We start from the raw sequence: 25,030 nt of genomic DNA, 5'->3' as shown, positions 1-25,030 counted from the left end.
CCTACAAGGCGGCCGTCACCCTCGCATCACTCCTGATGTGGGCCTGACACTTTGACGACAACTCCTAGGTACCTGCCTGTACCAGCAGGAGAGTTCTGCGCGGGGGCGTCCCGCTCGTCCTACGTCAAAGGCACGGCTCGGTGCTGGTGGAGGCAGGCGCCATCGTCCGCACGGCGTGGCCGGCCGTCCTGCCACAGCGGCCCGTACTCGGCCGCCCGCGTCGGCGTGGCCTCGCGAGACCTGGCGGACAGGTCGCTGGTCGGCGGGGTGATCGGGATCAGGTAGAAGCGGCGGCGGCGTGCGGTAGTGCGTGTGCTGCGATCCGGCCATCGCCGATACGCTGGGCTGCTGTTACACGCACCGCCGACCTGGGAGGCGCGGATGCTGTGCACGGGATTGAGACTGGTGTGGGCCGTTGTCCAGTTGATCTGTATCGCCCTCGGCGCTCCTGTGTTCGTTGCTTTCCGTTGTGATCAGGCCGCAGGGGTGGCCGGCCGTGCGGGTTATGAGTGGCTGGCGGTCGGTGGCTTCGGAGCAGGGGCTGCGGGTGGGCGGTCTCGATCCGCCGGCCGTGCCCTCCGCGGCAGGGCAGCGACTGCGGCGAGGCCCAGGGCGAGAATGCCGACAGCGCTGACGAGGAGTGTGCGGGTGGGGCCGAGGGCGGCCACGGCCGGACCGCCGAGGACTGTGCCGAGCGGAACGGCCAGGGTGCGCGCGGCGGAGACCACGGTGAGGACCTGGGGCAGCAGGGCGGGCGTGGTCGAGCGCTGGAACAGGGTGGTGGACATCGCGGAGTAGGGCGGCCACAGCAGGCCGACGAGGGCGAAGCCGGCCAGGGCGGCGGCCGTGGGTGCGCCCAGCCCCAGCGGCAACAGGGCCGCGCCGGAGACCGCGACGATACCGGCGGCGGCCGGGCCCAGCGGCAGGCGCCGCAGGTAGCCGGTGAGCACGGCCCCGGCGACAGCCCCGGCACCGAAGAGGCTGTAGAAGGTGGCCAGCACGCCGACCGGTGCATGGAGGTCATCCGCCACATGCAGGGGCAGCGCGACGTAGACGGGGCCGAACAGGAGGAAGAACCCGGCGCTGAGCAGAAGCAAGCCCGCCAGGCCACGATCGTGGCGGATCACACCGAAGCCGCTGGTCCGGGAGGCTTGGTCCGCTTCGTCGGGGGCGGTTGTGTCGGCGTCGGGCGGCATGCCCAGGCGGAGGGTGGCGGCCAGGACGGCGAAGGTGGCGGCGACGACGGCAAGCACGGATGCCGCCCCGCCCCAGATGACCAGGGGGGCCGCCAGGAGCGGCCCGGTCACGGTGGACACCGAGCCGATCGTGGAGAGCACGGCGTTGCCCGCGAGGTGGTGCCCTTCGGGCAGCTGGCGGGCGATCAAGGTGTAGGTGCCGGCCTGGCCCCAGGAGTGCAGCACCGAGGAGGCGCCGAGCAGCGCGACGTACAGCCAGATGGAGAGAACCCCGATGGTCTGGGCGAGCGGGATCGCGCCGAGCGCGCCGGCACGAAGCAGCGCGTCCCAGGTGGCGAGCCGGGCCGGGCGGAGTCCGCGCAGGAGGCGGTTGAGCAGTACCGCACCGGCGGCGCCGGGCAGGGTGTAGGCGGCTGCCGCGAACGCCACCCACATGCCGCGGTCGTCAGCGGGTGCCAACTCGACTGCCAGCCAGCTGACGGCGACTACGGCCATGCCGTCACCCAGGGACGAAACCGTGTACCCCGGCAGCAAACGCCGCAGCACCGGGTGAGCGACCACCGGCCGGTAGGGGGAGGCTCTCACCGCGTGCGGCAGCGACAGCTTCATTCGAACCTCCAGTGCAGTGACGGCTTCGGACCGGAATCCTTCCCCAGGTGTTCGAGCCGCCCGGTCTTTTCTGCGCACGGCGTATGCGGACGTGGCCGTTCACCACTTCATCTTTAGGTCCCTCCCGAGGTCTTGGTACAGCGGATCGACGCTCGCACTGTTGCGCCACGACTCTCCGCCCGTAGGGTGCCGCTGCGCCGCTCCCCACCGCCGCACCCGTGGTGGCCGGGCTTGGGCGCGGTCGGCAGCGGCGGGAGGACAGGTCAGCTCGGTGAGCCACCGCAGTAGTCCACCTCCCGACTTTTGGGCTCACTCGTGAAGGAGCCTCGCTTCTTGATCGGCGGCCTGGCTGGTGGGTCGGCTGCTGCCCGGCGAGGGGACAGACTGTTCGGCTGCCGCAGCCATCGCTCCCCCGCGCGGTCAGTGAACATCAGCCAGTCGATCTCCGGCAGGCCTGTCGCTGGAGGCCGCGGCAAGCCGGGTGCAAGGTGCACCCCTGGGATGCCGCTTGGGCTGCTGGCCGGTCGCTCACCTTGTGCCCGCCTCCGCAGCCGGCCTTCGCCTTGCCAGGCGCGCGCTCGAAGCTGGCGGCCGGTCCTGTTCCCCAAGTGGTCCTCCTTCGACCTGGACTTCGACCTCACCGTCCTGGTGGATGCCTGCCTCGACACCGCCCCCGAGGCACACACGATGCTCACCGAAAAGCCGTTCCCACAGTGGGCAGATGTCGTCACCGTCGAGGACTGGCTCAAAGCCATCGCACCGCAATAGCCCGAGACCGCCAGCGCATCGCGGCGGATCGCCGCGTACAGATCGTCCTTGAACTTCTGTGGCACCGGCGCCCTTCACCACGCAAAGCAGTCCCAGCCTGCCACCTCAGGCACCCAAGAGGGTTCAAAACTCCGTGATATGACTCTCCGTCAAAGACGGGCGGTGTTCGCCGCCGATCGACAACCGGTGTCACCACCGGGTGCCGCCACTCAGACTGCGGGTCGAGGCAGATACTGCCGGGCATCTCGCGTGGGAAGTCTCGGTCGAATCCACGGTCTGCCGAGCCCACCAGCACGCCGCCGGGGCCCAGAAAAGGGGGGTCACCGTCCGGGCCGGACGTGTATCCGGACGGCCTGTCGGCGGAGCCGGATGACCACGCCATCGGCCGCTCGCGCGGCGGTCTGACCACGAAGATCCATCTCGCTGTCGACTCCTCTTTCCAAGTCCTGGCCACGGCCGTCACCGCTGGGCAGCGGGGTAATGCCCCGCTGTTCGCCGAGCGGCAAACCGCATCGGTGTGCCCGCATCGGTGTAGGCCGCCTGCGGACCCGGCCCGTTCACGTGCTCGCCGACCGGGCGTACTCCTCCCGGGAGATGCGCGAGTACCTGCGCCGACGGCAGCTCCCACACACCATTCCGGACAAGCGTGGCCAGGCCGGCCGGCGCCGCCGGGGATCGGCGGCGACGCCCGCCCGGCTTCGACCGCGAGGGAGCCGGCGGGCGACGACCTGCCTTCGTCGTGCCGGTCGACGGCAAGCAGCGCCCGCAGTGCAGGCTCCCCTCTGCCGCGCCTACCGCTGGAGTCGGACAGCGACGAGCCCCACGCGACCGCCGGACTCGTCGGCGGGAGCCGGTGCGGAGCGACACCTCATGACGACTCCCAGCCGACAGGCCGCTGACCAGCGCAGAACTAGGAGTGCGGGTGCAGCCCTAGCCGGTGCGGGGAGCGTTATCAATGCACGACACGCCAGCAGCAGCGTGAATGAGCGTCAGCCCAGTCACCCGAGCGGCTCAACCTGCCTATCAAGCAGCTTTGCCTACCATCTTTTTGATGAACCATCAGAAGGGCGACTTCGGCCTTTCGAACACCCGATCGGCCCCTTTTCGGTCACCCCCCGGACGATTCTGAGGTGGCGACAGAAATAGCCCTGAGTATGTTCATTGATGGTCGGCCGCTCAGCTGACATCCCTGAGAGATGGAGAACCGGAATGGTTGAGAGAAAGAGAAACGGAACGCGTAGGCGTGCCGTTGTCGCGATCGCAGTGTCGGTGGGCATCACGGCCCTGGCTGCAACGAGTGTCAACTACGCCTCGGCCTCCAGTTCCGTCCCGCAATCCGCCCCGTCGGCGCAGGATGCCGATGCCTCTGTTCCGCTCGGAGGCGACGGCCGGACCCGCTTCGACCACAGGAACGACGACAATGGACAGGTCCACGTCAACGAGCGAAGCTATTCAGTCGAGCCGGGTGTGTGCACCGCTGTGATCAGCAGTCCCGCCACCAGCTTCAACGTTCGAAACGAGAGTGACAGGACCGTCGAGTTCTTCACCGGGATCACCTGCGACAACGGCGCTGCAATTGCGACTATTGGGCCCCGGAACGCCAGCAGCGCAATCCCCGGCACGACGGTTTTCGACGGGGCCGCGGCGCCATTCGCGCTCGTAGGCAGCTTCCGAGCGATCGACAAACACCACTGACACCACCCGGACCCACCGGGTCTTTGACGGCGTCTTCGGTAACGGAGGACGTCGCTGATGCTGCCACCGGCCGATACAACGTCGCCCGAGGTCAGCAGGAACAGTGCGTGGGCGCCGTCGAGCCGGTCCTCGCCCAGCTCGCGGCCCCCCCGCCCGCATCAACGACGACGGCACCGTGGCGGTCGCCCCGTTCACCCACGCCGACCGCCACGATCCGACCGGAGCCTTCCATGACAGATCCGCGTCAGGGCCGGTGACGCCCGGCCGGTGCACCTTCAGCAAGATGGCCTTGCCGGCGCGTCCTCAAGCGATTGCACTCTGGATGGGGGCCAGATGCTTACAGGGGTAGCGGTCGCGTGCGGCACCGACGACTGCCTCACCGACTACCTGGCAGTCGAGACCGGCACGACGTTACTGATGCCGTCTCACAGCAGATCATCGCGGCCTGGTGCCGGCGTTCCCACGGACCAAGACCCAGCTGGGCAGGGTGCTGTGCAAGTCCGCCGTGGGGCGGCGTCCGGTCGCGTACACCTACACCCGCTGGTACCGGGACCGGGTCGCGCTGAGGGACCCGGAGCGGGCAGAGAAGATGCGGCCGCTGTCGGCTCTGCAGCGCCGGCAGATGCAGCAGCGCCGCACCTGCACCGACTGCGGCGAGGTGTTCCCGACCCCGGGTGAGGGCCAGGACGCAAGCCACTCGCCGAGGTCCTCGGCTTCCTCCTTCCGGGCGAGCTATCCCGCGAACGCTGGATGTGAGCACTGGTCTCCAAGACGTCGCGGCTGCCGCATCACGAGCGGCCCGCAGCACTGGACCCCTTCCGGGCGAAGCCCTCGAGAACTCGGACGAGGCAGCTGAGGACAGCCGCGCGAGCCACAACCAGGCGTAGCCCGCCAGCGGGCGGCGATGTCAGGGTGCGTCGGGGCTCTGGCCCCCGACGACCTTGACCGTTGAGTACTTGCGCCGCATTTCCTTCAGGGGCTGGTACTCCGGCGCGTCCCAGAACTCCTGCAGGTCGGCCTTGGATGGGAACTCGTGGATGACCAGGGTCGAGGGCGTCCAGTCGCCTTCGAGGACCACGGCGTCCTCATCGATCAGCAGATTGCGGGCGCCGACCCGCTCAATGAGCGGAGTCACACCGTCGATGTACTGCTGGAATCCGGCGGGGTCGGTGACGTTGAGGTCGATGACGACGTATGCGGGCATGATCGGGTTTCCTCCGTCGAGGTCGGGATCCGGTGAACTCGACCGTACGGAGAACCAACGGGTCCTTTCCATGCGTGAGATGGGCCAGAACATACGTCATCGTCCCGCTGGGGAGGCGGACAGGTAGGGTCGGCCCATGGACGTCGTCAGCGATGTGATCGCCACGATGAGGGTCGGCCGTCCCAAGTTCACGCACTCCTACCGCGACGGGGAGTGGGGCAACCGCTTCGGCCCCTACCCGGGGGCCGGCTTCCACATCGTGCTGCGCGGCGGTTGCTGGCTGCTGCCCTCGGACGGCGACGCAATCCGGCTGAGCGCAGGCGACGTCGCCTTCCTCCCCCACGGAGCCATGCACGGCATGGGCAGCGATCCGAGCATGATGCCGGCCCTCCTGCCGCCCGACCCGGTCCCGAAACGCGCGGACCTGTCGGGAGCGCACAGCTCCAGGACCGACCAGGCTATGAGCGGCACCGTCCTGCTGTGCGGTGCCTACCGGCTCGACCGGGGGCAGGTGCACCCCTTCCTGCACGCCCTTCCTGAGGTGATCCACATACCCGCGCGACCGGGCAGGCACCCTGCGCTGCGGGCCGCTGTCGATCTCCTCGGCGCGGACCTGGCGGACGCCGGCCCAGGAACGGACGCCGCCCTACCCGCCCTCCTGGATCTGCTGTTGGTGTACGTCCTTCGCGCGTGGCTGCGAGAGGAAACTTCCCGCAGCCCGACCGCCGGCTGGTGCGCCGCTCTGACCGATCCGGCAGTGGCTGCGGCTCTCAACCACATCCACCGCCGCACCGGGTACCCGTGGACGGTGCAAACACTTGCCCATCAGGTCGGCATGTCGAGGACGGCATTCGCGAGGCGGTTCACCCAGACAGTGGGGCAGGCGCCGATGGCGTACATGACATGGTGGCGGCTGAGCACCGCGGCGCGGATGCTGCGCGACGATGACGATCCGTTGGCCATGGTGGCCCAACGGATCGGCTACACCTCGGAGTTCGCCTTTTCCAACGCCTTCAAGCGCGCCTACGGTGTCGCTCCCGGCCGCTACCGCCGCGCACAACGCGAGCCGCAACCCACCGGCGCAGGATGAGGCCGGCAAGCGGATCCGGGATGGTGTTGGACCAGGGTTCAATGGCTCGACTGCCCGGGAGATGCTGACCATGGAAGATCGCGGTTCACTCGACCCTCCTCCGTGCGTGCCGGCAAGCGGCCGGGGCAGGCTTGTCCTCCCGTTTGGTGAAGGTTCACAGCGCACCAGGCGGTCAGGTAGGGCCCAGCGGGTGTCCGGTCATACGGTTTGCCTTCGAAGTAGCGGGTGCGCCAGCGCTCGGCCATCTGGGCCGCCAACGGCGGGCGACGCCCCGTATGAGTCGGACGAGGCCGGCGACAGACATTCGGTTCCGCCTGCCTGACGAGGCCGGCAAGCAGCGGTGGCTGCGGCTGGATGTAGCCCGCTGCCGCCGACCGCCCTCGCCGCCTTGCCAGCTCGTAGGCGCTGCCGACCGGCACATTTGGCCGGAGCGCGTGAGCTGGCTCAAGACCGAGCACGGGCTGGGCCACGGTCACGCCAATGCCCTCGTCACGCACACTCTCGCCGAGCGGTCCGGCACCTGAGCTGCCACGCATGGGAGCGCATGGGGTGGTCCGAGCGCACCCTCGTCAACGACGGGGGTGCTGCTCTCATCCCGTGACGGGGCTGGGTCGGGGCCGCCCCTCGTTCTTTGCACGGACCGCGCATGGGTGATGGCACAGCACCAGGGACAGCCCCTGCTCACCGACACCGACCTCGCCGCGCTCGACGACTGGCTACAGGACGTCTCTGGAGCCTCGTGATCCACGGAACTTGACACTTACTGTTCGTTTCAGAGTGAGGTTCGGAGGCGGCGGAGGCATATGAGGCTGCAGGCCAGTTCGAGCGTTCCTGCCCTACGCCACCCACCCCTGACGCGAGCGCACTCTGCCTCCCCGACTCGGCCACGCGCGCGAATGCTCCTATCGAGGGAGGCGCAGTGCCCGCCCGGAGCCGATGCCCTTGTCGGCCCACTGGCTGTGGCGTCCGTCAAGTGCCCCATGTCCGGCGAAGGCGGTTTCCAGCACTTCGCGCAGAGCGAGACGTTGACCCTCCCGGTAGACGTGCGTGTAGGCCGTCTCCCCGAGCATCTGACGTACCTGTTCCACGGCTCGCCGACGGTGAGCGGCCATATGAGCGAATCCGAAATGCCGGGGAACGCCGGAGGGTTTCCACACGCGGTCCACAGCTCCGAGCACAAGTGCTGCCGAGCGGGCGTCGCCCTGCGAGGCAAGCAGCCAAGCAAGGGTGTCGCTCAGTACCGCCTCTCCCATGCGCTCCTCGATTTCCTCCACGAGCCGGAGGGCACACTGCAGAAGACCGAGGGCCTCCGGAATCTCCCCGGCTTCTCCGTGGATGATGGCGAGGATCCACAGCAGGTAGCACCGATGCCATGTGTCACCGCGCGTCGCGGAGATGGCGAGGGCTTCCTCCAGCAGGGAAAGGGCCCGCACGCGGTCTCCTTGCATCACCGCGGCGAGACCGAGTTGAGCAAGACACTGTGGCTGCGTCAGCAGCATCGTCGACCACCGCCCGGCGGTCAGTGAGGCCAGCGCGTACGTGGAAGCCTGCGGGATGTCCTGTTCCATGAGGGCCGCCAGCCCTCGCAGTTGAAGGAAGGCGGCGGCAAGCTCGGCCCGCTCCCCTTCGTCCGCCGTCACGTCTGACGGGCCGGGTGAGGCGGACAGGTCTGCCAGCGGCTGGTCAGCCATGTCGATCACTCGGTCGGCGTTGTCGCGGTCGCCGTGCATCAGCAGCAGGAAGCCGGCAACCCATGCGGCGCGGCACCAGGAGAAGACCGCTCCCGGCGACTCGGACGGGCATGGGTGACGGTCGATGATCACCTGCATCCAGTGAGCGCCTTCGCCCACCCTGCCCGACGTCAGACAGTGCAGCCAGAAGCCTTGAGCCGCACGCAGGACGGCTTCGGCGGGCTCCCCGGCCGGCGGGACAGCAGTGACGATCTGTCGCAGGTTGGGGTGCTCGGGACGCAATCGCCGCAACCAGTTGGCCTGCTCGGCGGAGCCGTAGGCGGCTCCCGCCCGCGCCGCGAGATCGAGGAAGTAGGCACGGTGGCGGCGCACGGCATTCTGCGCGTGGTCGTTCTCCCTGAGACGCTCCAGCCCGTAGGCGCGGACCGTCTCAAGCATGTGGAGCCGGGTGTGACCGCCCACGTCCACCCTGCTGACGAGGGACTTGTCCACAAGTCCGGACAGGGTTGCGAAGGCGTCGACAGCACGGTCGCCGGCCGGAGCCCGCGTTCCGTGCGTGAAATTGGCCCCGCAGAGTTGCTCGGCATCAGTCAACAGCACTCCCCCGGCACACAGCGACAGCTGTTGCCAGGCGGCCCGTTCGTCATCGGTGCACAGGTCCCAACTCCAGTCGAACAGCGCACGCAGTGCGCGGTGTCGCGGATGCGCGGTGCGCTCACCGCCTCCCGGACCGAGCAGGCGAAACCGGTGCTCGATCCGCTGCGCGAGTTCCTCCAGCGTCAGCGTGCGCAGTCGGCGTGCGGCGATCTCAAGAGCCAGGGGCAGGCCGTCCAACATGCGGCATACCTGAATGACCGCCGCCTGGTTGGTGCTGGTCACCCGGAATCCGGGACAAGCGGCCTCGGCTCGGTCTGTGAAGAGGGCGACGGCTGAGGATTCCGGACAGATCCGCCCTGTGGCGTCCTTCCGCCTCCGGCTCCCGTCGCTCACAGGGGGAACGTCCAGGGGCATCACCCGCAGCACGTGCTCTTCGCCGATGTCGAGGGGCTGACGGCTGGTGGCGATGACGCGGAGTCGCGGCAGCAGGGCCAGCAGCGTTCGAACGGTCCGGGCACACCCGTCCAGCAGATGCTCGCAGTTGTCGAGGAGCAGGAGCACCCTGCGTCCCTGCAACGCAGTGGCAAGCTCGCGCAACGGATCCTGTTCGGCCGAGACTTGGAGACCGAATGCCGCGGTGACTGTCGCGGCCACGGAATGGCCGTAGTGGAGATCGGCCAACTCCACGCAGTAGACGCCGTCCTCGAAGCGATGTGCCACGTCCCGGGTCAGGCGCTGGGCCAGCCGGGTCTTGCCCACACCTCCAACTCCGACGAGTGTGACGAGGCGGCCGCGTTCGATCAGCGCGCTGCCCGCGACGAGCTCGGGTGTCCGGCCGAAGAAGCTCGTCGCCTGCTCCATGCTGTGCCCGACAGGAGCCCGCGGGGCGGGCACATGCGCGGCACCGTCACCCTGCACGTCCCGCCGTCCCCGGTCACCGCGCTGTTGCGGCAGGGCGCCCGTCTCGCCCGCCTGGACGAAGCTGCTCTCGCCGATCCGACGGCGCCACCCGCGTCCGGCCGTCTCCTGGAGCCTGGCTGCCAGATTGGAGATCTCCCGGCCGATGGCAGGCAACCGCTCGGCGTTGCCGGGTGCCTGCGCCTTCAGCGCTCGAGCGACGGCCGCGCTGTCCTCGACACCGGGGAGCCGGTTGTGTTTGGTGCCGGGAAGCAACTGCCCACGACCGCGGAGCCAGTACGACAGCAGGGGCCCGTCGATGGGGGCGCGCGCCGCCCACCCCGGTGTGTCCCGCTCCTGCTCCAACAACCTGACCAACGTCTTGCGCGCCGGTCGACCCTTCGACACCGCACCGTCCACGCACGCGGCCCATGCGTCGAGCGCCCGTACGAGGCTGTGCGCGAGGCTCTCGAAGCAGTCTTCTTCCCCCGTCGTCAACTCCCGCTACCGCCTGTCCTTTGTTGCAGTGCAACCGAAAGGCAGCAGGTTACGGAGATGCACATTGCGCCGCAAATGCGGGAATTGCTTGCACTGGTGTTCTCCTCGCCCGGCTACGGAACAGTCGTGCCCGACGGCACGGAACGTCCGGCCGGCGCCCTGCGGTAAGGGCGGATAACCGAGGAGACACATCACCATGAACATGATGAACAGGGTGGTGGTGGGGATCGCCGCCACGGCCGTGCTCGCCACCGGAGCGGTCACCGCCACTGCCCAACCGACCGCCGGTGCACCGTCGGCTCCCCACGCCGCGGCCGCGTCCCCTGTGGCGCTGGTGTTCGTGAAGAACGCGAAAGACCCGTCCAACTCGACCCTTCAGGTCTGGAACGGCAGGACCCGTGTCGCCAGCTACCGCGCCGGGTCAGGTTGGGGAACTGCGGCCGACAACGGCACGCCGGCGGGCAGGCGGTACCGGGACGAGTGCGTGAAGGACGTCGGGTGGCTCCCCAACGGCACGTACCGACCGTCTTCGTTCGAGACCAGCCGGAACAGGACGATCAAGGGGTACGCCATCGGCCTGCCTGCCAAGAACTGCTACCCGCGCAAGACCCAGCGCAACGCGCTGTTCATCCACAGCGAGATGACCAGGGACAGGAAGCAGGGGCCACGCAACGGAGCCGACAGCCCGCAGCGCTGGGACGGGGTGTCGGACTACAAGTCCAACGGCTGCATCAAGCTCCACCCCAACCACATCGCCCAGCTGTTCAGCTACATGAACAAGCACGGGCGCGCTGCCCTGCTCACGGTGCGCTGATCCACGCGTAGCCCACGGCGCAGTTCGCCGAACGCTCCGTCCCGGGAAGTCTCGGCATCCGGGGACGGAGCGTCATACTGATCGTTTCAGAACGAGTTGAGGTGTGGGTCTTGCGCTCGCTGATCTTGGTCGGCAAGGTGTCCGGGTGCGTGCTGATCTTGTTCCGGACGACCTGTGGGAACGGGTGGCCCCGCTACTGCCGCCTGCTCCCGAACGACGCCGCCGTCATCCCGGACGGCTTCGCGTTCCGGACCGGGCGGCTCTCGCCGGCATCATGTACGTCCTGAGGACCGGCGTTGCTTGGCGCGACATCCCGGCCTAGACCATGGGCTGCTCCGGCGTCACGGCCTGGCGCCGACTGCGGGATTGGACCGAGGCCGGCGTCTGGGCGCGCCTGCACGCCGCCTTGCTGACCGAACTGCGCCGCGCAGACTTGGTGGACCTGGACGCCTGCGCCGTAGACGGCTCGCACATCCGGGCCCTCAAAGGGGGGACCATGTCGGCCCCTCGCCCGTCGACCGTGCTCGTCCCGGCTCCAAGCACCACCTGATTGTCGACCGCCACGGAACCCCGCTCGCGGTCACGGTCACCGGCGGCAACCGCCACGACGTCACCCAGCTCCTGCCGCTACTGGACGCCGTCCCGTCGATCCGCGGTCTCCGTGGACGCCCCCGCCGCAAGCCCCGGCGCCTGTACGCCGACCGGGGCTATGACTTCGACAAGTACCGCCGCCTGCTGTGGAAGCGTTGCATCAAACCGCTGATCGCCCGGCGCGGCGTCGCCCACGGCTCCGGACTGGGCAAGGTCCGGTGGGCCGTAGAACGCTCATTCGCCTGGCTGCATCAGTTCAAACGACTCCGCATCCGCTACGAGCGACGCGCTGACCTCCATCAGAGCCTGCTCGAACTGGCCTGCAGCCTCATATGCCTCCGCCGCCTCCGAATCTCATTCTGAAACGAACAGTTACTCCCCTGTGGCGACGAGGGTGCAGACAGCAGGTGCGGGTACTGCGGGGAGGGCCGACGGCAGGGTGAAAACGCTCAAGCCTGCCGCCGGAGCGTGATCGTCAGGAAGTCGGGGCCGTGGGCTCGCCCGGGACCTCGGAGAGCCCGTCGGAGGGTGGCGCGGTGGGCTCGTCGCTGGCATCCGTGGGCCACTCGCTTGGCGGCGTGCTGCCGGCCCCTTCGCTTTCGGAGGGAGTGGTGGTCGGCCCCTCGTAGGCGGGTGGCTGCCCTTGACCGTCGTTGGATGCGCTGACGCCGAAGGCCAGCGCGCCGACGGCAAGTGCTGCCGTTGCTGCCCCGATCAGGAGCATCGCCCTTCTTCGCGAAGGCGGCGAGGAGGCAAGAGACGCAGCAACGTCGTCCTGTCGTAGCTGTTCGTGGCGGTCAGCCTTGTGTCCATCCGTCACATCGGCGGTATGAGCGATCGGTTTGACTACCGGCGTGGAACCAGTGGACCTTGAGCCACTCACCTCAGCAGCCACGATGTCCGCAGGAGGCCCTAGTCGTTCCAGGACGGTGCGGACCGCTTCGGCGTGCCGGGCGTCTGCTTCTTCCAGGCCGGCATCTATGTGCTCAACGATCTCCTGCTTGAGCTCCTCGCGTCGACCAGCGGGGAGGAATACAGATGCATTGTCGAAGCGGTGCAGGTACTCGTCTATGAGCTGATTGCGCCTCGAGGTCACTCGTGGCTCCCCTCACTGTCCAGGAGGTTGTCAACGGCGGTTTTGAACGGCCCCCACTCACCAGCGAACTCATCCAGCGCTCGTCGCCCCGTCGCGGTGAGCGTGTAGTAGCGGCGTGGAGGACCAGAGTCAGATTCCTTCCAGACCGTGTTGACCCACCCCTCCTTCCGAAGCCGTGAGAGCAGCGGATAAATGGTGCCTTCACTGGTCACGAGTCCGTGGGCGTCGCACAGTTCCCGCACCAGTTCAAAGGCGTACCTCTCGCCGTCACGCAGCAGCGCCAAGACGCAGAACTGCAGGATCCCCCGACGGAGTTGACTCACCCCAGAACGTGCTCCACCCGGAAGTACCATGCATAACAAGGTACCTGCTGAAGACAGGTCCCGCTAGCCTCGCCGTCTCAGGGGCCGTTCTTTGCAGTGGTGGACGGGTTCGGGGCTCAGCGTGCTTACTCTTTGCCCATGCTCGGCGAGCGACCTCCGTCCGCAGCGGGCTTCGAGATCGAGGCGCGGTTCGGCGGCTGGAACCGGGAAGCTGTTACTGGTTCCAGCCGGGAGATCATCACCGTCGCCCGTCGTGGGTAGTCGTGGGCCAGCGGCGATCAGGCGGCTGGCGTGAGAGAAGTCCTCCGGCGCGGTGTAGCCGAACCTGGCCCTCGTCTCCACCGATCCCGCCGGTGGTGGCGGCGTGGCGCTGCCGGCGCTTGCGCACCTGTGGTTGCCACCGCTGCCGTACGGCGTCGTCGATCTTCGCGGCGAGGTCGGCGCGGGCGTGCTTGCGGGCGCCGCGCAGGTAGCGGTTGACGGAGTCGGCGGTGACGCCGGTCTCCTGGACGACGGCCTTCGCGCTCGGAAACCATTTCTGTTGGCCGGGGCAGTTGCGCGAGCATGCCAGAGTGACCTTGCTGCGGTGCGCTGGAGGCGCCTGATGAAGGTGAGCCCCGAGCCCAGGCTGATCTTGCTGTGCGGGCTTCCTGGCTCAGGGAAGACGACATTGGCCACGCGCCTGGCGAGAGAGATTCCGGCGGTGCGTCTGTGTCCGGACGAGTGGATGGCGGACCTCGGCATCGACCTGTTCGATGAGCGCACGCGCGACCGGCTCCCTTGCAGCACCCATCGATGGGCTGTGCCGCCGCCTCGAAGCTCGCAGCCAGGAAGGGGGGCCGGGGACCGTCCCGGTCAGCCGTGAGCTGCTGGAGGAGTATGTGAAGCTCTTCCAGGCCCCCAGCGATGACGAGCTTGGTCTCTTCGACGAAGCGCCTCCGGGCCGACGTGGATGACTGGGGACCTTCCAGCGAGCGCGGCCGGGTCGTGGGGGTGGCCAGGCTCGGGCAACAGCTCAGAGCGCTGCTCGCCCGCACCATGAACCCGCCGCTGCTGCACCCGGCGATGAGTCTGGACACCACGCTGCTGGAGCTGGCCTGGACCGTGGCCCCGGTCGGCGTGTCCGTGCTGGTCGCCGTCGGCGACCCCCGGCTGGCGGTGGCCACCATGGCCGTGCTGGCCGCCGCCGCGGCACTGGCCTCGCTGCGCCTGCCGGCGGCACCGTCCGACGGCGACGGGGCCGACGGCGCCCGGCGTTCGGGACTGGCGCTGGGCCCGGTCCTGCTGCGCGCGGCCCTGCCCTCCCTCGCACTGGCCCTGGTCGGCGGCTTCGCCGGCGGCGTCCTGGATACCGCGGTGCCACCCGTACTGGACGCCTCCGGTTCTCCCGCCTCGCTCGCCGGGGTCCTGTTCACCGGCTACTCCATCACCAGCGTCGTGGGCGGGCTGATCTACGGGCTGCGGCACTGGCCCGGCAGGATCCACCGTCAGGCGGCGGCGCTGCTGGCGGCCCTGTGCCTGGTCCTGCTGCCGGCGGCGCTGGTGCCCAGCCTGCCGGTCATCGCGGTGAGCATCGTGGCGGCGGGGCTGTTCGCCGCGCCGCAGCTCACCGCCCGCTCTCTGACCCTGCAGCGGGACCTGCCGGAGTCGGCGTGGAGCGCCGGGTTCTCCGCCCTGTACGCCGCCAACGGCGCCGGGTACGGCCTGGCCGGTTTCGCCGTCGCCGCCCTGCTCCCCCTGGGCGCGCACTTCGCCTTCGCCGTCCCCCTGGCGGTCTGCATCGCCGCCGCCGTCGTCGTCTTCCTCCCTTCAGGAACCGCCCGTTCCTGAGTCGACACGGTCTCCTACCTCCACCGGCGCCGCGACCCACCGACCTCCACGAACTCCGGGCCGGGGAACTGCGCGACCGGATCGTGACCGCCGCGCGACCCCGGTTGACCGCGGCGCAGCCGGACAGTCTCGCCTCGGACAAGGCATACAGCAACGGACCCGTGCGCGAGTACCTGCGGCGGGGGAACCACCACACGATCCCGGAGCAGACTGACAGCCAGGCCGCCCGCCTATGCAAAGGCTCACGCGGCGGACGGTCACCCGGCTTCGACGAGGACGGCTACAAGAAGCGCAACACCGTTGAACGGGCGATCAACCGCCTGGAGCTGTCCCGGGCGGTGGTCACTCGCTACGACGAACGCGGCTTCGTCTTCCTCGGCACCGCGATGGCGGCAGCCCTGGCCATCTGGCTCCGGACCTGACGACCGGACACGGCTCAGCGGCTACGGCTACGGCTACGGCGGTGTGCCGGAGTTGCCTGTTCTCCCTGGACGATCGTTTCTGAGGGGGCATCATGCCTGACCCGGGGCGATCGTTTCGTAGCAGGGTGGTAGCAGGCGCTCGGGTTGTAGGACACCTCGGCCATGCCGTGCCGTGCCGTATCGGTTCGGGGCGGAGATCGGGTCCCGACTTCGAGAAGCCCGGCTGGGCTTTCGGCTGTAGAGCCTTGCCAACCGTCCGCCTTCAGGAGATGGACGGGCGAGGAGCCGGGTAGGTACGGGGCGTCCTGGGAGGCGAGGACGCCCCGTACGGAGTCGGAGTCAGGGCCCGGTATCGGCTGTGTCTCCGAGGGATGACCGGGTCGGGTCACAACAGGTGCAGCAGCGCCATGTTCGTGCCGGTGCCGAGGACGATTGCCGAGAGAGGGCTGCGGCGCCAGTGGTAGACGCCTGCGCAGACCGCGGTTCCGATCAGTGCCGGGAGGCCGTAGGGGGCCTGGGTGAAGTCGACGTCGTGGAGGCTGTAGGCGACCAGGATCACCATGATTCCCGGGGGCAGGGAGACCCGGAGGTAGTCCAGGAGCGGGGAGTCGGTGTACTTGCTGAGCAGCACGAACGGTGCGGCGCGCAGTGCGAAGGTGACCGCTGCCATCACCAGGATGGCCATGAGGAGATAGCTGGTGTCAGGCATGTGCGGACTTCGCCCTCACAGTGATCAGGTAGTCGCCGACCAGCAGCAGGAGGAAGGCTGCCACGGCGGTGGTCAGGAACTGCTCGCCGCCGACCACTGCTGCCACGACCGCGGAGGCAAGGCCGTAGAGGACCGGGCGCAGGTTGCTGCGCTTGCGGGCGTGGTCCCAGGCGAGCACGGTGAACAGCGCGGTCAGCGCGAACTCCACGCCCTTGATGTCGTCCGGGAGCGCTGTGGAGGCGAGCGCGCCGGTGAGGCTGCCCACGACCCAGTAGCCGTGGCTGAAGAGCTGGATCAGGGTGATACGGCGGCCGTTGAGCTCTTCGTCGGGGTTGGCGGCGAGTAGCGAGTAGGTCTCGTCGGTGAGGGCGAAGATGCCGTAACCGCGCTGCACCGGGCCCGCCAGGAGCTGCAGGGGGAAGGAGAGCCCGTAGAAGACGTGCCGGAAGTTGACCAGGAACGTGGTCATCGCGATGGCGGCGAGTCCCAGGCCGGAGGTCACCATCGATACCGCGAGGAACTCCAGTGATCCGGCGAACACCACCAGGGCGGTGGTCGGCGCCCAGAACCAGGAGAGTCCCTGGCTGACGAGGAGGATGCCGAATGCCGCGCCCAGCGGCAGGTAGCCCATTGCCACCGGGACGGTGAGCCGTGCGGCCACGGCGGCGTCCTCCCGGAAGCCGCCGCTGGTGCCTGCTCCTGGAGTGTTCGGGACGCCGATGGGTCCACCGGCATCGGAGCCCCGGCCTGTGGTGTCCGTGGACACGTTTCCTCCTCGGGTCTCACACCACCGCGGCGAGCTGTGCCGAGACGCGGCGCAGCCCTTCCGCGAGTACGTCGGCGGGGCGGGCGTAACTGATCCGGATTCCGTTCTCCGCGCCGAAGACCTCGGCCGGCATGACGAGGGTGCGCTGCTGGTCGAGGAGCTGCTCGGCGAACTGCTGCGAGGAGACGGGAACCGAGGTGAACCGCACCCAGGCGAAGGGGGTCCCGTGCGGGCCGACCAGCTGCAGGTGCGCCTCGTGCTCCCGGGCGAACGTCTCCAGCTGCTGCAGACCGGGCGCGACCAGCGAGCGGTAGCGGGCGATATGCCGGTCCCGGTCGGCGATGACCCGGGCCGCCGCTCGCTCCCACACCACGGAGTTGGAGACGGTGGTGTACCGCTTGTAGTTCACCATCCGCTCGATGACGTCCTCAGGGCCGCGGGCCCAGCCCACCCGCAGTGCGGGCATGCCGTAGACCTTCGACAGTCCGGATACGGAGACCGCGCGCGGGTGACGACGGACCACCGAAGCGCCGAAGTCGAGGAGGTACTCCTCGTCGTTCACCACCAGGAGGTCGTGGGAGCCCGCGACCCGCAAGATGGCGTCCCACTCGGTGCTGGTGAGCGTTTGGCCGGACGGGTTGCCCGGGCTGTTGAGAATGAGCATCCGGGTGTTCGGGCGCACAGCCGAGGCCAGGGCATCGGCGTCGAAGGGGGAGCCGGGGCGCCAGTCGAGGACACTCACCTCGCATCCGATGTGGGCCGGCACTTCCCAGGCTTGCTGCCAGCCCGGAGCCGTGGTGATCACATGGTCGCCCGCAGCCAGCGTGGAGCGGTAGAGCAGGTACAGGGCCTCCTGCGCGCCATGGGTGACGATCACAGCCCGGTGATCGGCGTCCGGCGGCACATCGGTTTCGGCGTACAGGGCGGCGATACGGCCACGTAGCTCGGGGGTGCCGCGATCCAGGCTGTAGTCCAAGTCCCAGCCGGACTCCAGCGGCAGGTCGGACAGCAGTTGGTACTGGACTCCGCTCTCGGCCAGGTCGATCTCGAAGCGGCCCTGGGCGCGGTCGAACAGCCAGTCCTGGATGGTGTAGGTCGCGATGCTCATCGTGCGGTCTCCCCGAGCGAGAAGGTGATCACGAATACGTCCCGGTGGGCGGCGAGGCCCGGGACCTTCGGGGTGATGGGGCTGACGTAGTGCTGCACTTCACGGTCGGCGAGGAAGAGCGTTTCTCCAGCGGGCATGGTCCGCTCGACCAGGTGCTCACCGTCCGGGGTGTTCTCCCGGACCAGGGAGATGCCACCGCTCACGTTCTCCGTGGCGACGCAGGTGACGGCCACGTAGTCGAAGCCGTCCTGGTGGAAGCCCTCCGGGGCGGGCAGCCCGGGCCGCTCGTCGGCGGCGGTGATGCGGATCTGGTGGCATCCGATGCGGAACTCCTCGGCGTCGACGATCTCGCGCGTGACACGGGAGCCCACGAAGCGCTCGGCGAACGTGCGGGCTGCCCCACCGAGCGGAGCGAACTTCCGGTGGACGCCACCGGCATAATCATTGATTTCGTCACTCTGGAAGAAAGTGGAATCCTCTTCCCAGCGCAAAAGATCCCCCTTCACATCCGCCTCACTGAAGGCGCGGAAGCGGAATCTGTGATCGGCGCGGAGGTGCTCGTCGGCGGGGAGTGCGCTGTAACTCTCCAGGAACTCTTCGGATATGTGAGAGACGGCAGAAGAAACTCGGTAACGCAAAGCGGTGCTTTCCTTCGGTGTGCGGTGTCGGTATCGACGAGATCTCGCTGCGGCATGGATGCCCAGCCTTTACGCTCCTGAACTGGATGCTAGCAGCAGCTATCCACTGTGTGCTCATGCAGTCTCAATCGGTGGACGATTAATTCGCGCCTACTTTTGGCGAGAAACGGGGTTACATTCTGGACTTTCCTGCATCTCTTGCGCGTCCTGGCCGGTTGTGCGTGCAGCGGAGGTGTGAGCGGGCTCACGAGAGTGTGATTTGCAATTTGACGCGTCATTGCGAGCGTTGTTCAAATGGTTGTCTGCGGCGATCCGAATGGGCGCCGATCCGGGATTGGAATCGCCCTTCGCGGCTGTACGGGAAAAGAATCTCTGTGCGCAGAAAGATCGTTGTCATCGGCGCGGGAGCAACCTCCTCGAGCCTCTTGATGCATATTGCGCGTGTGCCGGGTCTCGACTGTGTCGATCTCGTCGCGCCAGGAACGGCCGGACTGGGAACGGCCTTCGGTGTCACCGACCCCGCCCTGCTCTGCAACACCTCGGTGGACGTCACCTCGCTCAAGGCGCAGGGCCCGTCGGACTTCCTGGACTATCTGGCCGCCCGGGGGCACTCCGTCGGCCCGGACGATTTCGTACCGCGCTCCCTGGTCGGGCAGTACTGCCGGGAGCGCCTGTCCCGGGCCCTGCGGCAGCTGCAGGCCCGTGGTGTAGAGGTCAGGCGTATCGCCCGGCACGCCACTGGAGTGACTCCAGCACCGGACGGGCACGGCTACCGTGTGGCTCTCCGCGACGGGGACACCGTGACCGGCACGGACATCGCCCTCTGCCTCGGCGCCGACGAACTCGTCCTGCCGCCCGCCCTCCGGCCGTTCGACGGCCACCCCAGGCTGATCGATTCCCCATACCCCACCGAACGGCTGCGTCGGCTTCCCGAGGACGCCCGGGTTCTCGTCCTCGGCAGCAAACTCTCGGCGATCGACACCGCGCTGATCCTGTGCCGGGTGCCGGGCCGGCGGATCACCCTGGTCTCGCCCTCGGCCGTACTCCCCGCCGTCCGCACCCGCCTGCGCCGTATGCCCGTGACCCGGTTGAGCGAGGCCGACTGGAACTCCCTGGACCCGCAGGATCCCGCACTGGACACCCGGATCGCCCGGCTGCTGCTGAAGGCGGTCCACGGCTGTGCCGCTCCGGGCGCCGCACCGCGCGCTCATGTGACAGGACTCGCCGAGGAACTGCTCCGCCTGGAGACTCAGCTCGCCCGGGACCGGACCATCCCCTGGCAGGACGTGATCGCCGAACTCATCGACGGCCTCAACACCCACGTACGCGACTGGGATCCAGAGCAGCGCGATGCGCTTCTTCTTCGTTGCAAGCGGCTCATCAGCCGCTACATCTCGGCCATCCCGCTGTCCAACGCCCAGCGGCTCCTGTCGTTTCTGGACAGTGGACAGCTGACCGTGGCCTCCTGGTCCCCCGAGGAGATACGCCCTACCGCCGACGGCTGGCAGGTGCGGTTGCCCGATGGCGGGGAGGAGCGGTTCAGCCATGTCGTCGCCGCCACGGGATTCCGGGCGCCCCGTCTCTCGGTAACCGATGGCGGACTGCGGATCGGCTCCGGTGACGGACCCGTCCCGGACATCGGCAACGATCTCCGGCTACGTCTTGCCCCCAGCGGCCCGCCCGAGCGGATCTGGGCGCTCGGCGCCTGTGCCGGCTCCCGCTACCCCATCGTCAACTACCTCCGCGCCTCGGCCCAGCACGCCGCGACCGTCGCCGCACAGCTTTTCCCTCCCGTTACCGCCAGCTCTGGAAGGACGTCCTCGTGATCGCACTCGTAAACCCCGTCTCCAGCGGCTCGGCGCTGGCCGACGCCTTCTGGGAGGAGGGTGCGGAATGCCTGCACATCTACACCGACGGTCTGTCGCCCGTGGCGGAGAGCCTCGCGGCCCGGCACGCCACGTCCTACCGGCACACATCCCTGCCCGAGACCGTCCGGCACCTGGCGGCGCACGGTGTGCGCACCGTGATAGCCGCCAGCGAGTACGGAGTCACCCTGGCCGACGAACTGTCCCAGGAACTCGGCCTGCCACACCACGAACACCGGCTGCGGGCGGCCCGACGGGACAAGCACGCCATGGCCCAGGCTCTCGCGGCGGCAGGTCTTCCTCACGCCCGGACCGTGCTTGTCCACAGCGAACAGGAACTGTCCGCGGCCCTGGACGGCCGGGCCTCCTTCCCGCTGGTCGTGAAACCGGTCAACAGTGCCGGCAGCGAGGGCTGCCTGATCGTGGAGAGCCGGGAGCGCGCCATGGAGCTGTTCCGTGCGCACACCGGTCAGGTCAACCTCATGGGCGAGGTCAACGACGGTTACCTGGTGCAGGAGTTCCTGCGAGGCACCCAGTACATCGTCAACACGGTCAGCACCGGTGGCAGGCATCTGCTCGCCGAGGTCTACGCGGAGCGCATCGACCACGTGGACGGTGCTCCCGTGCTTCGCCACATCATCTCCCGCTCCGGCTTCACCGCAGCCGAACAGGAACTCGTCGACTACGTTCTGCGCTGCCTCGACGCCCTGGGCATCAGGGAGGGGGCGGCCCACACCGAGGTCATGCTCACCGACCAGGGCCCCCGCCTCGTCGAGGTGAACTCCCGGGTCATGGGGCCGTGCCTGGCCCCCGATGCCTACCAGGCCGGCTACGGCTACAGCCACCAGCACCTCACTGCCGAAAGCTTCCTGCGCCCCGAGGAATTCGCCAAGCGTTTCGAGTTGCCGCACGGCCCGGCCCGTACCGTCGCCAAGGTGTTCCTGCGCCCTCACCGGGACGGACTGCTGCTCGCCATGGACGGACTGCGCACCCTGCGCCGACTGCCAGGCTTCCACAGCATCGCCAGGCTCCCGATCATCGGCGAACCCGTGCGGGACCGCTATCTGACCACGGGCGCCTGCGGTATCGCCTTCTTCGTGCACGAGGACACCGCACTGCTCCAGCACAGTCTTGCCACCCTCCACGACATCGAGGACTCCGGCGGCATGTTCCGGCTGGCGGACCCCGACACCGGGAGCTGAACCGTGCCCGTCCTGTGCATCATCGGTGCCGTCCTGCTTCAGGCAGCCGCCTACGGGTGGCTCTCCGGCCGGTACGACACCTCCGGCAGCCTCTACCTGACCTGCTCCGGGTTCGCCCTGGCGGCTCTGATCTTCAACGTCGTCCATCTGGCCCGCCGTCGTATCGACGGCGGAGAGAGGCAGCAGCCGGCCGCCGGACTGCTCCTCGCCATGAACGTGGTCACCGCCGTCACGTTCCTCGGCTTCTACGTCTCCCTGGCGTGGATTCCGTCCGCCCTGGCCAGTGGCGTGGAGGCGGCGGTCGGGCCGCTCGCGGTGGCACTGCTCGGGCTCGCCGGGTACGGCCGCCGGGCCACCGCCAAGGGGTGGTTGGCCTCCGCTGCCCTGATCGTGCCGGGGGCAGCCGTAGCGGTCTCGCTCGGCGACGGTGCGACATCGGGGAACGGTCTGCTCCTCGGCCTGATCCTGGTGGTCGTCGCCGGCTTCGGCGCCTCCGCTCTCGCCGTCATCTCCGCTGAGCTCGGCCGCCGTGGCGTCGACCCGGTACGCACCACGGCACACCGCTTCCACCTCACCTACCTGGCAGGCGGAGCACTGCTGGCTGTTGAGGGAGGACCGGGACCGCGCTGGCTCGCGGAGCTTCCCGTCATGCTCATCACCGGGCTGACCGCCGTCACGGTGCCGCTTTTCCTCCTGCAGTTCGGCATCCAGCGCACGGATCCCATGCTCGCCATGGTCCTGCTGACCACCGTGCCGGGTCTCACCTACCTTGCCGAGACCGCCTTCCACGGCGGCTTCGACGGTCTGACCTTCGCACTCGTCGGTTGCCTCGTCGTCGCGGCCACGTGGGCCGCGCTCGGGACCGCACGGCCCACCGGGAAGCCGCACGACCCCGCCCTGGGCAGCGGCGGCCTCGACGAGAAGACCGGCGACAGCTCGGTACGGGCGTAGCGGCGGGCTCCTTGCCGGTTGGGCCCGCCCGCGCTCACTGTTGAGTATTGGGTCGAACTGTTCCTGCGGGCCGACATCCATGGCTCGCTGTCGCCCTTCGGGATCTTGCGCTGACGCGGGCGCGGGCCTTGGCCGGGGAGGAGACCTGGCCGTTCGCCGGCAGATGGGCCGCGCAGATCGCCGAGGCGAGGCGCTGCACGCCGCGCACAGTCAGGGTGCCGTCCAGGAGGTGTTCGAGTCGGCGCACCGTGGTGCAGGCGGCGGGAGGTCTTCTCGCCACGCTTGCGGAAAGGTCCCGGCCCCCGGCCTTCCCGGTGCTGCTCGATGTGCGGCTTCACCACCCCGGGCAGCCGGGAGCCCCAGGCCCTGTTCGTGTGCAAGAACTCCGGCTGCGGCTGGTCCGGCGACGCCGCCCACAACGCCGCCCGCAACATCCTGCATCTGTACCGGATGGGCCACGCGCTCATCCCGGCTGCCGGGAGGGCAGTCGTCAGGCGTCCCCGCGGCGCCAAGCCCGCCACCGCAAGGCAGGCGGGAATCTCCCGGCCTGAGCCGGGAGAGAACTTCAAAAGAAGCTCATCCAGGAGGGCCACACCGCCACCACACCGATCGACATGCACGCCTTGCTGGAACGGATCACCGGCAGGCAACCGGGGGCCCGGCGCGGACGATTCCGACAAGCAGTTGCGCGAGTTCCAGTTGGCCTGCGCGGCTCGCCGGCCGCGCTCACCAGGCAGATCACCGAGGTCAAGGAACAGCTGACCAAGCTCGACGCCCACATCAGCGAGGTCGTCAACAGCGTACGGGACATCACCCAGCACCTCATCCGGCGTAGCGACACGGTCCGCGGCTACGCCAAGGACGTGCTGGACGAGGTGTGGGAGAACCGTCGCCTCGTTCGGCGCGTAAGACTTCTGCAGGGCGCACGCTGTCGCTTTCGCCGTGCCTGCCCTGCAGTCCGCGGTCCTCAAGGCCCGGTACAGCCTCTTAGGGGCTGTTGGCGGGCGGTACGCGGATCGCGCCGACCTGTCCAGCCTGGCTGGACGTCCTCGAACTGAGAAGAGCCACGCTCCTCTGTGCGCCGTACGACGAGGTCGTCAGCCGCGCCCACGAACCATCCCGGAAGGAGATTTTGAAGTCGGACTCGGCCGCGCTGAAACGCTTGATCTGCGCCGACGATGTCCTTCCGAGGCAACGACCAGAGGACGGCCTCGGATCCCGGAACCTTCTCGCCACCGCCCCATGAAACGAACCGACTATCACGGTCTGGCCAAAGCCCGGCTGCAACACCAACTCACGGCCACCGCGAACTTCCACCGCCTTAACGCATGGTGGAACGACACTCCACGAGCCCGCACACGAACATCTCACCTGGCAGCCCTACGGCCCACCGACTGGGCCCTTCTGGTCATGTCTGTTCAGGGGCCTGAAAGCCTCGCTACGGGCGGCGGCCACCTGTCGACTGGCGGCGTCAACGCCGCGCAGGGAGAGAAGGATCAGCAGCGCGAAGGCTGCGAATGCGGCGCCTGTGCGTGCGTAGTTGAACGCCTCCCAGCGAGCCAGGATTTCGGCGTGATCGGCGGGTGCCGAGGTAGCCGCCCACTGCTTGATGCGGCCGTTGATGGGGACGTTGCCGAGGCGGGTGATCAGGAAGGACGCCAGGGCAAGGAGTCCCGCCCCTCCGGCCAGCCGCCGTGAGGTGCCCCGCGTCATGGCGGCAAGCGCGAGGGCGCTGAGCGCCGACGCGCCCATGGTGCCTTGCATGGTGATGCCGTTCATCTGCATTAGCTGGGTGTGGAAGGACAGCCTCATGTCGAGGGGTACGGCGTTGAAGGTGGGGACGAGGTTGGCCGCTCCGTAGCCGAATGCGCCGGCGAGGGCACCGGTGGACAGCAGGGCGAGGCCCTGGACGAGTCGGACGCGCATGCGGATCACTCCCCCGTCTGGGGTTCGGTGGGGGCGACGGCTCGCGTGAGCTGCTCAGCTCGTCGCAACAGGCCGTCGGGGGTGAACTCCGCGAACATGTGGACTCGTGTGGAAACCGGTCCGCCCTTGCGCATCCGGGCGTGAATCGTGAAGCGGGTCGCGATTCGGGCTCCGTCCGTGAACGCCTCGTGCACCTCGAACCGGAATTCGCGCAGGTTCTTGCGCACCGGGCGGAGGTGAGCGACGAGGCGGTCCCAGTCGAGTGGTACGCCGTCGGCGACTTGAACGACGTCACGGGTGTAGTACCTGGACATCAGGTCAGAGGCGTCTTCCGAGCCATGGACCACGGCGTTGGTAAAGGTCGTGAAGAAGTCGGCGATGAACTGCTCGGGAGGCTTCGTGTGGAGAGGGTTCACCATGCTCCTGCCATGCGTGCGGGGCTACGCCCCCGCAACGATCTCTTACACGCTTGTAAGATATAGTGAGGCGTTCATATCTGACAAGGGTGTAAGAGTTGGCTGCTTTCGAGACCCCAGGCGACTCA

Annotated in this window: 21 protein-coding genes and 6 pseudogenes; 15 read left to right on the top strand and 12 right to left on the bottom strand. The window is 68.4% G+C overall.

Features of this window, described 5'->3' with window-relative positions; all coding sequences use genetic code 11:
* Positions 1–503 precede the first annotated feature (503 nt).
* Complete coding sequence (locus tag AOQ53_RS14910) at positions 504–1,805, bottom strand: MFS transporter (RefSeq protein WP_059417533.1); 1,302 nt, start codon at positions 1,803–1,805, stop codon at positions 504–506.
* Between the two features lie 615 nt (positions 1,806–2,420).
* On the opposite strand from AOQ53_RS14910, the pseudogene AOQ53_RS14905 reads away from it, so the two are divergent.
* From AOQ53_RS14905 to AOQ53_RS14900, 3 genes and pseudogenes are all read left to right on the top strand, one after another.
* Positions 2,421–2,573 (top strand): annotated as a pseudogene (locus tag AOQ53_RS14905) (cysteine hydrolase); the annotation flags it as partial.
* A 262-nt stretch (positions 2,574–2,835) separates the two neighbouring features.
* A pseudogene (locus tag AOQ53_RS46245) lies at positions 2,836–3,061 on the top strand (IS5/IS1182 family transposase); the annotation flags it as partial.
* Between the two features lie 721 nt (positions 3,062–3,782).
* A complete protein-coding gene (locus tag AOQ53_RS14900; protein WP_063888894.1) occupies positions 3,783–4,268 on the top strand; it encodes a hypothetical protein in 486 nt (161 codons plus the stop codon).
* Positions 4,269–5,175: 907 nt separating this feature from the next.
* Here AOQ53_RS14900 and AOQ53_RS14895 read toward each other — a convergent pair.
* A complete protein-coding gene (locus tag AOQ53_RS14895) occupies positions 5,176–5,472 on the bottom strand; it encodes a DUF1330 domain-containing protein (protein WP_059417527.1) in 297 nt (98 codons plus the stop codon).
* Between the two features lie 136 nt (positions 5,473–5,608).
* Between AOQ53_RS14895 and AOQ53_RS14890 the strand changes: the two genes are divergently transcribed.
* Together AOQ53_RS14890 and AOQ53_RS42850 are read left to right on the top strand one after the other, a co-directional pair.
* The gene (locus tag AOQ53_RS14890; RefSeq protein ID WP_059417525.1) at positions 5,609–6,562 is read left to right on the top strand and encodes an AraC family transcriptional regulator; all 954 of its coding nucleotides are present in this window, start codon (positions 5,609–5,611) and stop codon (positions 6,560–6,562) included.
* 428 nt (positions 6,563–6,990) lie between these two features.
* A pseudogene (locus tag AOQ53_RS42850) lies at positions 6,991–7,086 on the top strand (DUF4287 domain-containing protein); the annotation flags it as partial.
* Between the two features lie 378 nt (positions 7,087–7,464).
* Here the strand turns inward: AOQ53_RS42850 and AOQ53_RS14880 are convergent.
* Complete coding sequence (locus AOQ53_RS14880) at positions 7,465–10,245, bottom strand: ATP-binding protein (protein WP_059417524.1); 2,781 nt, start codon at positions 10,243–10,245, stop codon at positions 7,465–7,467.
* A 196-nt stretch (positions 10,246–10,441) separates the two neighbouring features.
* On the opposite strand from AOQ53_RS14880, the gene AOQ53_RS14875 reads away from it, so the two are divergent.
* Positions 10,442–11,059, top strand: a complete 618-nt coding sequence (locus tag AOQ53_RS14875) for a L,D-transpeptidase (RefSeq protein ID WP_059417523.1) — start codon at positions 10,442–10,444, stop codon at positions 11,057–11,059.
* Positions 11,060–11,204: 145 nt separating this feature from the next.
* Positions 11,205–12,013: pseudogene (locus AOQ53_RS41035) on the top strand (IS5 family transposase).
* A 112-nt stretch (positions 12,014–12,125) separates the two neighbouring features.
* Here the strand turns inward: AOQ53_RS41035 and AOQ53_RS44140 are convergent.
* The gene (locus tag AOQ53_RS44140; protein WP_148640326.1) at positions 12,126–12,746 is read right to left on the bottom strand and encodes an HAAS signaling domain-containing protein; all 621 of its coding nucleotides are present in this window, start codon (positions 12,744–12,746) and stop codon (positions 12,126–12,128) included.
* Positions 12,743–13,099 carry a PadR family transcriptional regulator gene (locus AOQ53_RS14860; protein WP_059417520.1) on the bottom strand — a complete coding sequence of 119 codons (357 nt, stop codon included), beginning with the start codon at positions 13,097–13,099 and terminating at the stop codon, positions 12,743–12,745. The genes AOQ53_RS44140 and AOQ53_RS14860 overlap by 4 nt, the downstream gene beginning before the upstream one ends.
* Positions 13,100–13,207: 108 nt before the next feature.
* Between AOQ53_RS14860 and AOQ53_RS47395 the strand changes: the two genes are divergently transcribed.
* Positions 13,208–13,330, top strand: coding sequence for a hypothetical protein (locus tag AOQ53_RS47395; RefSeq protein WP_269085453.1), 123 nt, complete (start codon positions 13,208–13,210; stop codon positions 13,328–13,330).
* A gap of 45 nt (positions 13,331–13,375) precedes the next feature.
* On the opposite strand, the pseudogene tpg reads toward AOQ53_RS47395, so the two are convergent.
* Positions 13,376–13,607: pseudogene (gene tpg / locus AOQ53_RS46240) on the bottom strand (telomere-protecting terminal protein Tpg); the annotation flags it as partial.
* A gap of 66 nt (positions 13,608–13,673) precedes the next feature.
* Between tpg and AOQ53_RS48055 the strand changes: the two are divergent.
* From AOQ53_RS48055 to AOQ53_RS14850, 3 genes are all read left to right on the top strand, one after another.
* Positions 13,674–13,934 carry an AAA family ATPase gene (locus AOQ53_RS48055; RefSeq protein WP_078945316.1) on the top strand — a complete coding sequence of 87 codons (261 nt, stop codon included), beginning with the start codon at positions 13,674–13,676 and terminating at the stop codon, positions 13,932–13,934.
* Between the two features lie 41 nt (positions 13,935–13,975).
* Positions 13,976–14,899 carry a hypothetical protein gene (locus tag AOQ53_RS42845; RefSeq protein WP_059417519.1) on the top strand — a complete coding sequence of 308 codons (924 nt, stop codon included), beginning with the start codon at positions 13,976–13,978 and terminating at the stop codon, positions 14,897–14,899.
* A gap of 83 nt (positions 14,900–14,982) precedes the next feature.
* Positions 14,983–15,321, top strand: coding sequence for a transposase (locus AOQ53_RS14850; protein ID WP_078945313.1), 339 nt, complete (start codon positions 14,983–14,985; stop codon positions 15,319–15,321).
* A 385-nt stretch (positions 15,322–15,706) separates the two neighbouring features.
* Here the strand turns inward: AOQ53_RS14850 and AOQ53_RS14845 are convergent, their stop codons facing one another.
* Genes AOQ53_RS14845 through AOQ53_RS14830 form a run of 4 tightly spaced genes read right to left on the bottom strand, consistent with a single transcriptional unit; the run spans position 15,707 to position 18,542 of the window.
* Positions 15,707–16,030 (bottom strand): branched-chain amino acid transporter permease, encoded by a 324-nt coding sequence (locus AOQ53_RS14845; RefSeq protein ID WP_059417518.1) that lies wholly within the window; start codon positions 16,028–16,030, stop codon positions 15,707–15,709.
* Positions 16,023–16,796, bottom strand: a complete 774-nt coding sequence (locus AOQ53_RS14840; protein WP_099054600.1) for an AzlC family ABC transporter permease — start codon at positions 16,794–16,796, stop codon at positions 16,023–16,025. Before AOQ53_RS14840 ends, AOQ53_RS14845 begins: the two co-directional genes overlap by 8 nt.
* Before the next feature lie 16 nt (positions 16,797–16,812).
* Positions 16,813–17,904, bottom strand: a complete 1,092-nt coding sequence (locus tag AOQ53_RS14835) for an aminotransferase class I/II-fold pyridoxal phosphate-dependent enzyme (protein WP_059417517.1) — start codon at positions 17,902–17,904, stop codon at positions 16,813–16,815.
* Entirely contained in the window at positions 17,901–18,542 is a 642-nt protein-coding gene (locus AOQ53_RS14830; protein WP_167745715.1) for a 2OG-Fe dioxygenase family protein, read from the bottom strand. Before AOQ53_RS14830 ends, AOQ53_RS14835 begins: the two co-directional genes overlap by 4 nt.
* A 221-nt stretch (positions 18,543–18,763) precedes the next feature.
* On the opposite strand from AOQ53_RS14830, the gene AOQ53_RS14825 reads away from it, so the two are divergent.
* The 4 genes and pseudogenes from AOQ53_RS14825 to AOQ53_RS46230 form a co-directional block, all read left to right on the top strand.
* Positions 18,764–20,368, top strand: a complete 1,605-nt coding sequence (locus AOQ53_RS14825) for an FAD/NAD(P)-binding protein (protein ID WP_330219344.1) — start codon at positions 18,764–18,766, stop codon at positions 20,366–20,368.
* Positions 20,365–21,609 (top strand): ATP-grasp domain-containing protein, encoded by a 1,245-nt coding sequence (locus AOQ53_RS14820; protein ID WP_059417514.1) that lies wholly within the window; start codon positions 20,365–20,367, stop codon positions 21,607–21,609. Before AOQ53_RS14825 ends, AOQ53_RS14820 begins: the two co-directional genes overlap by 4 nt.
* A gap of 3 nt (positions 21,610–21,612) precedes the next feature.
* Positions 21,613–22,560 carry a hypothetical protein gene (locus AOQ53_RS14815; protein ID WP_059417513.1) on the top strand — a complete coding sequence of 316 codons (948 nt, stop codon included), beginning with the start codon at positions 21,613–21,615 and terminating at the stop codon, positions 22,558–22,560.
* A gap of 282 nt (positions 22,561–22,842) precedes the next feature.
* Positions 22,843–23,088, top strand: a pseudogene (locus tag AOQ53_RS46230) (zinc ribbon domain-containing protein); the annotation flags it as partial.
* An 852-nt stretch (positions 23,089–23,940) separates the two neighbouring features.
* Here the strand turns inward: AOQ53_RS46230 and AOQ53_RS14810 are convergent.
* Both AOQ53_RS14810 and AOQ53_RS14805 read right to left on the bottom strand, forming a co-directional pair.
* The gene (locus AOQ53_RS14810; protein ID WP_059417512.1) at positions 23,941–24,486 is read right to left on the bottom strand and encodes an anthrone oxygenase family protein; all 546 of its coding nucleotides are present in this window, start codon (positions 24,484–24,486) and stop codon (positions 23,941–23,943) included.
* Positions 24,487–24,491: 5 nt separating this feature from the next.
* Complete coding sequence (locus AOQ53_RS14805) at positions 24,492–24,905, bottom strand: nuclear transport factor 2 family protein (RefSeq protein WP_059417511.1); 414 nt, start codon at positions 24,903–24,905, stop codon at positions 24,492–24,494.
* Between the last annotated feature and the right edge of the window lie 125 nt (positions 24,906–25,030).

This window comes from Streptomyces azureus (genome assembly GCF_001270025.1).
GTDB lineage: Bacteria > Actinomycetota > Actinomycetes > Streptomycetales > Streptomycetaceae > Streptomyces > Streptomyces azureus.
This window is presented reverse-complemented; position numbering and strand designations above follow the sequence as displayed.

Coding starts and splice junctions, on each gene's coding strand:
- AOQ53_RS14890 (WP_059417525.1), top strand. CDS start 5,609: ATGGACGTCGTCAGCGATGTGATCGCCACGATGAGGGTCGGCCGTCCC.
- AOQ53_RS14845 (WP_059417518.1), bottom strand. CDS start 16,030: ATGCCTGACACCAGCTATCTCCTCATGGCCATCCTGGTGATGGCAGCG.
- AOQ53_RS14910 (WP_059417533.1), bottom strand. CDS start 1,805: ATGAAGCTGTCGCTGCCGCACGCGGTGAGAGCCTCCCCCTACCGGCCG.
- AOQ53_RS14900 (WP_063888894.1), top strand. CDS start 3,783: ATGGTTGAGAGAAAGAGAAACGGAACGCGTAGGCGTGCCGTTGTCGCG.
- AOQ53_RS14860 (WP_059417520.1), bottom strand. CDS start 13,099: ATGGTACTTCCGGGTGGAGCACGTTCTGGGGTGAGTCAACTCCGTCGG.
- AOQ53_RS14805 (WP_059417511.1), bottom strand. CDS start 24,905: ATGGTGAACCCTCTCCACACGAAGCCTCCCGAGCAGTTCATCGCCGAC.
- AOQ53_RS42845 (WP_059417519.1), top strand. CDS start 13,976: ATGACGAGCTTGGTCTCTTCGACGAAGCGCCTCCGGGCCGACGTGGAT.
- AOQ53_RS47395 (WP_269085453.1), top strand. CDS start 13,208: ATGCTCGGCGAGCGACCTCCGTCCGCAGCGGGCTTCGAGATCGAGGCG.
- AOQ53_RS48055 (WP_078945316.1), top strand. CDS start 13,674: ATGAAGGTGAGCCCCGAGCCCAGGCTGATCTTGCTGTGCGGGCTTCCT.
- AOQ53_RS14810 (WP_059417512.1), bottom strand. CDS start 24,486: ATGCGCGTCCGACTCGTCCAGGGCCTCGCCCTGCTGTCCACCGGTGCC.
- AOQ53_RS14895 (WP_059417527.1), bottom strand. CDS start 5,472: ATGCCCGCATACGTCGTCATCGACCTCAACGTCACCGACCCCGCCGGA.
- AOQ53_RS14875 (WP_059417523.1), top strand. CDS start 10,442: ATGAACATGATGAACAGGGTGGTGGTGGGGATCGCCGCCACGGCCGTG.
- AOQ53_RS14835 (WP_059417517.1), bottom strand. CDS start 17,904: ATGAGCATCGCGACCTACACCATCCAGGACTGGCTGTTCGACCGCGCC.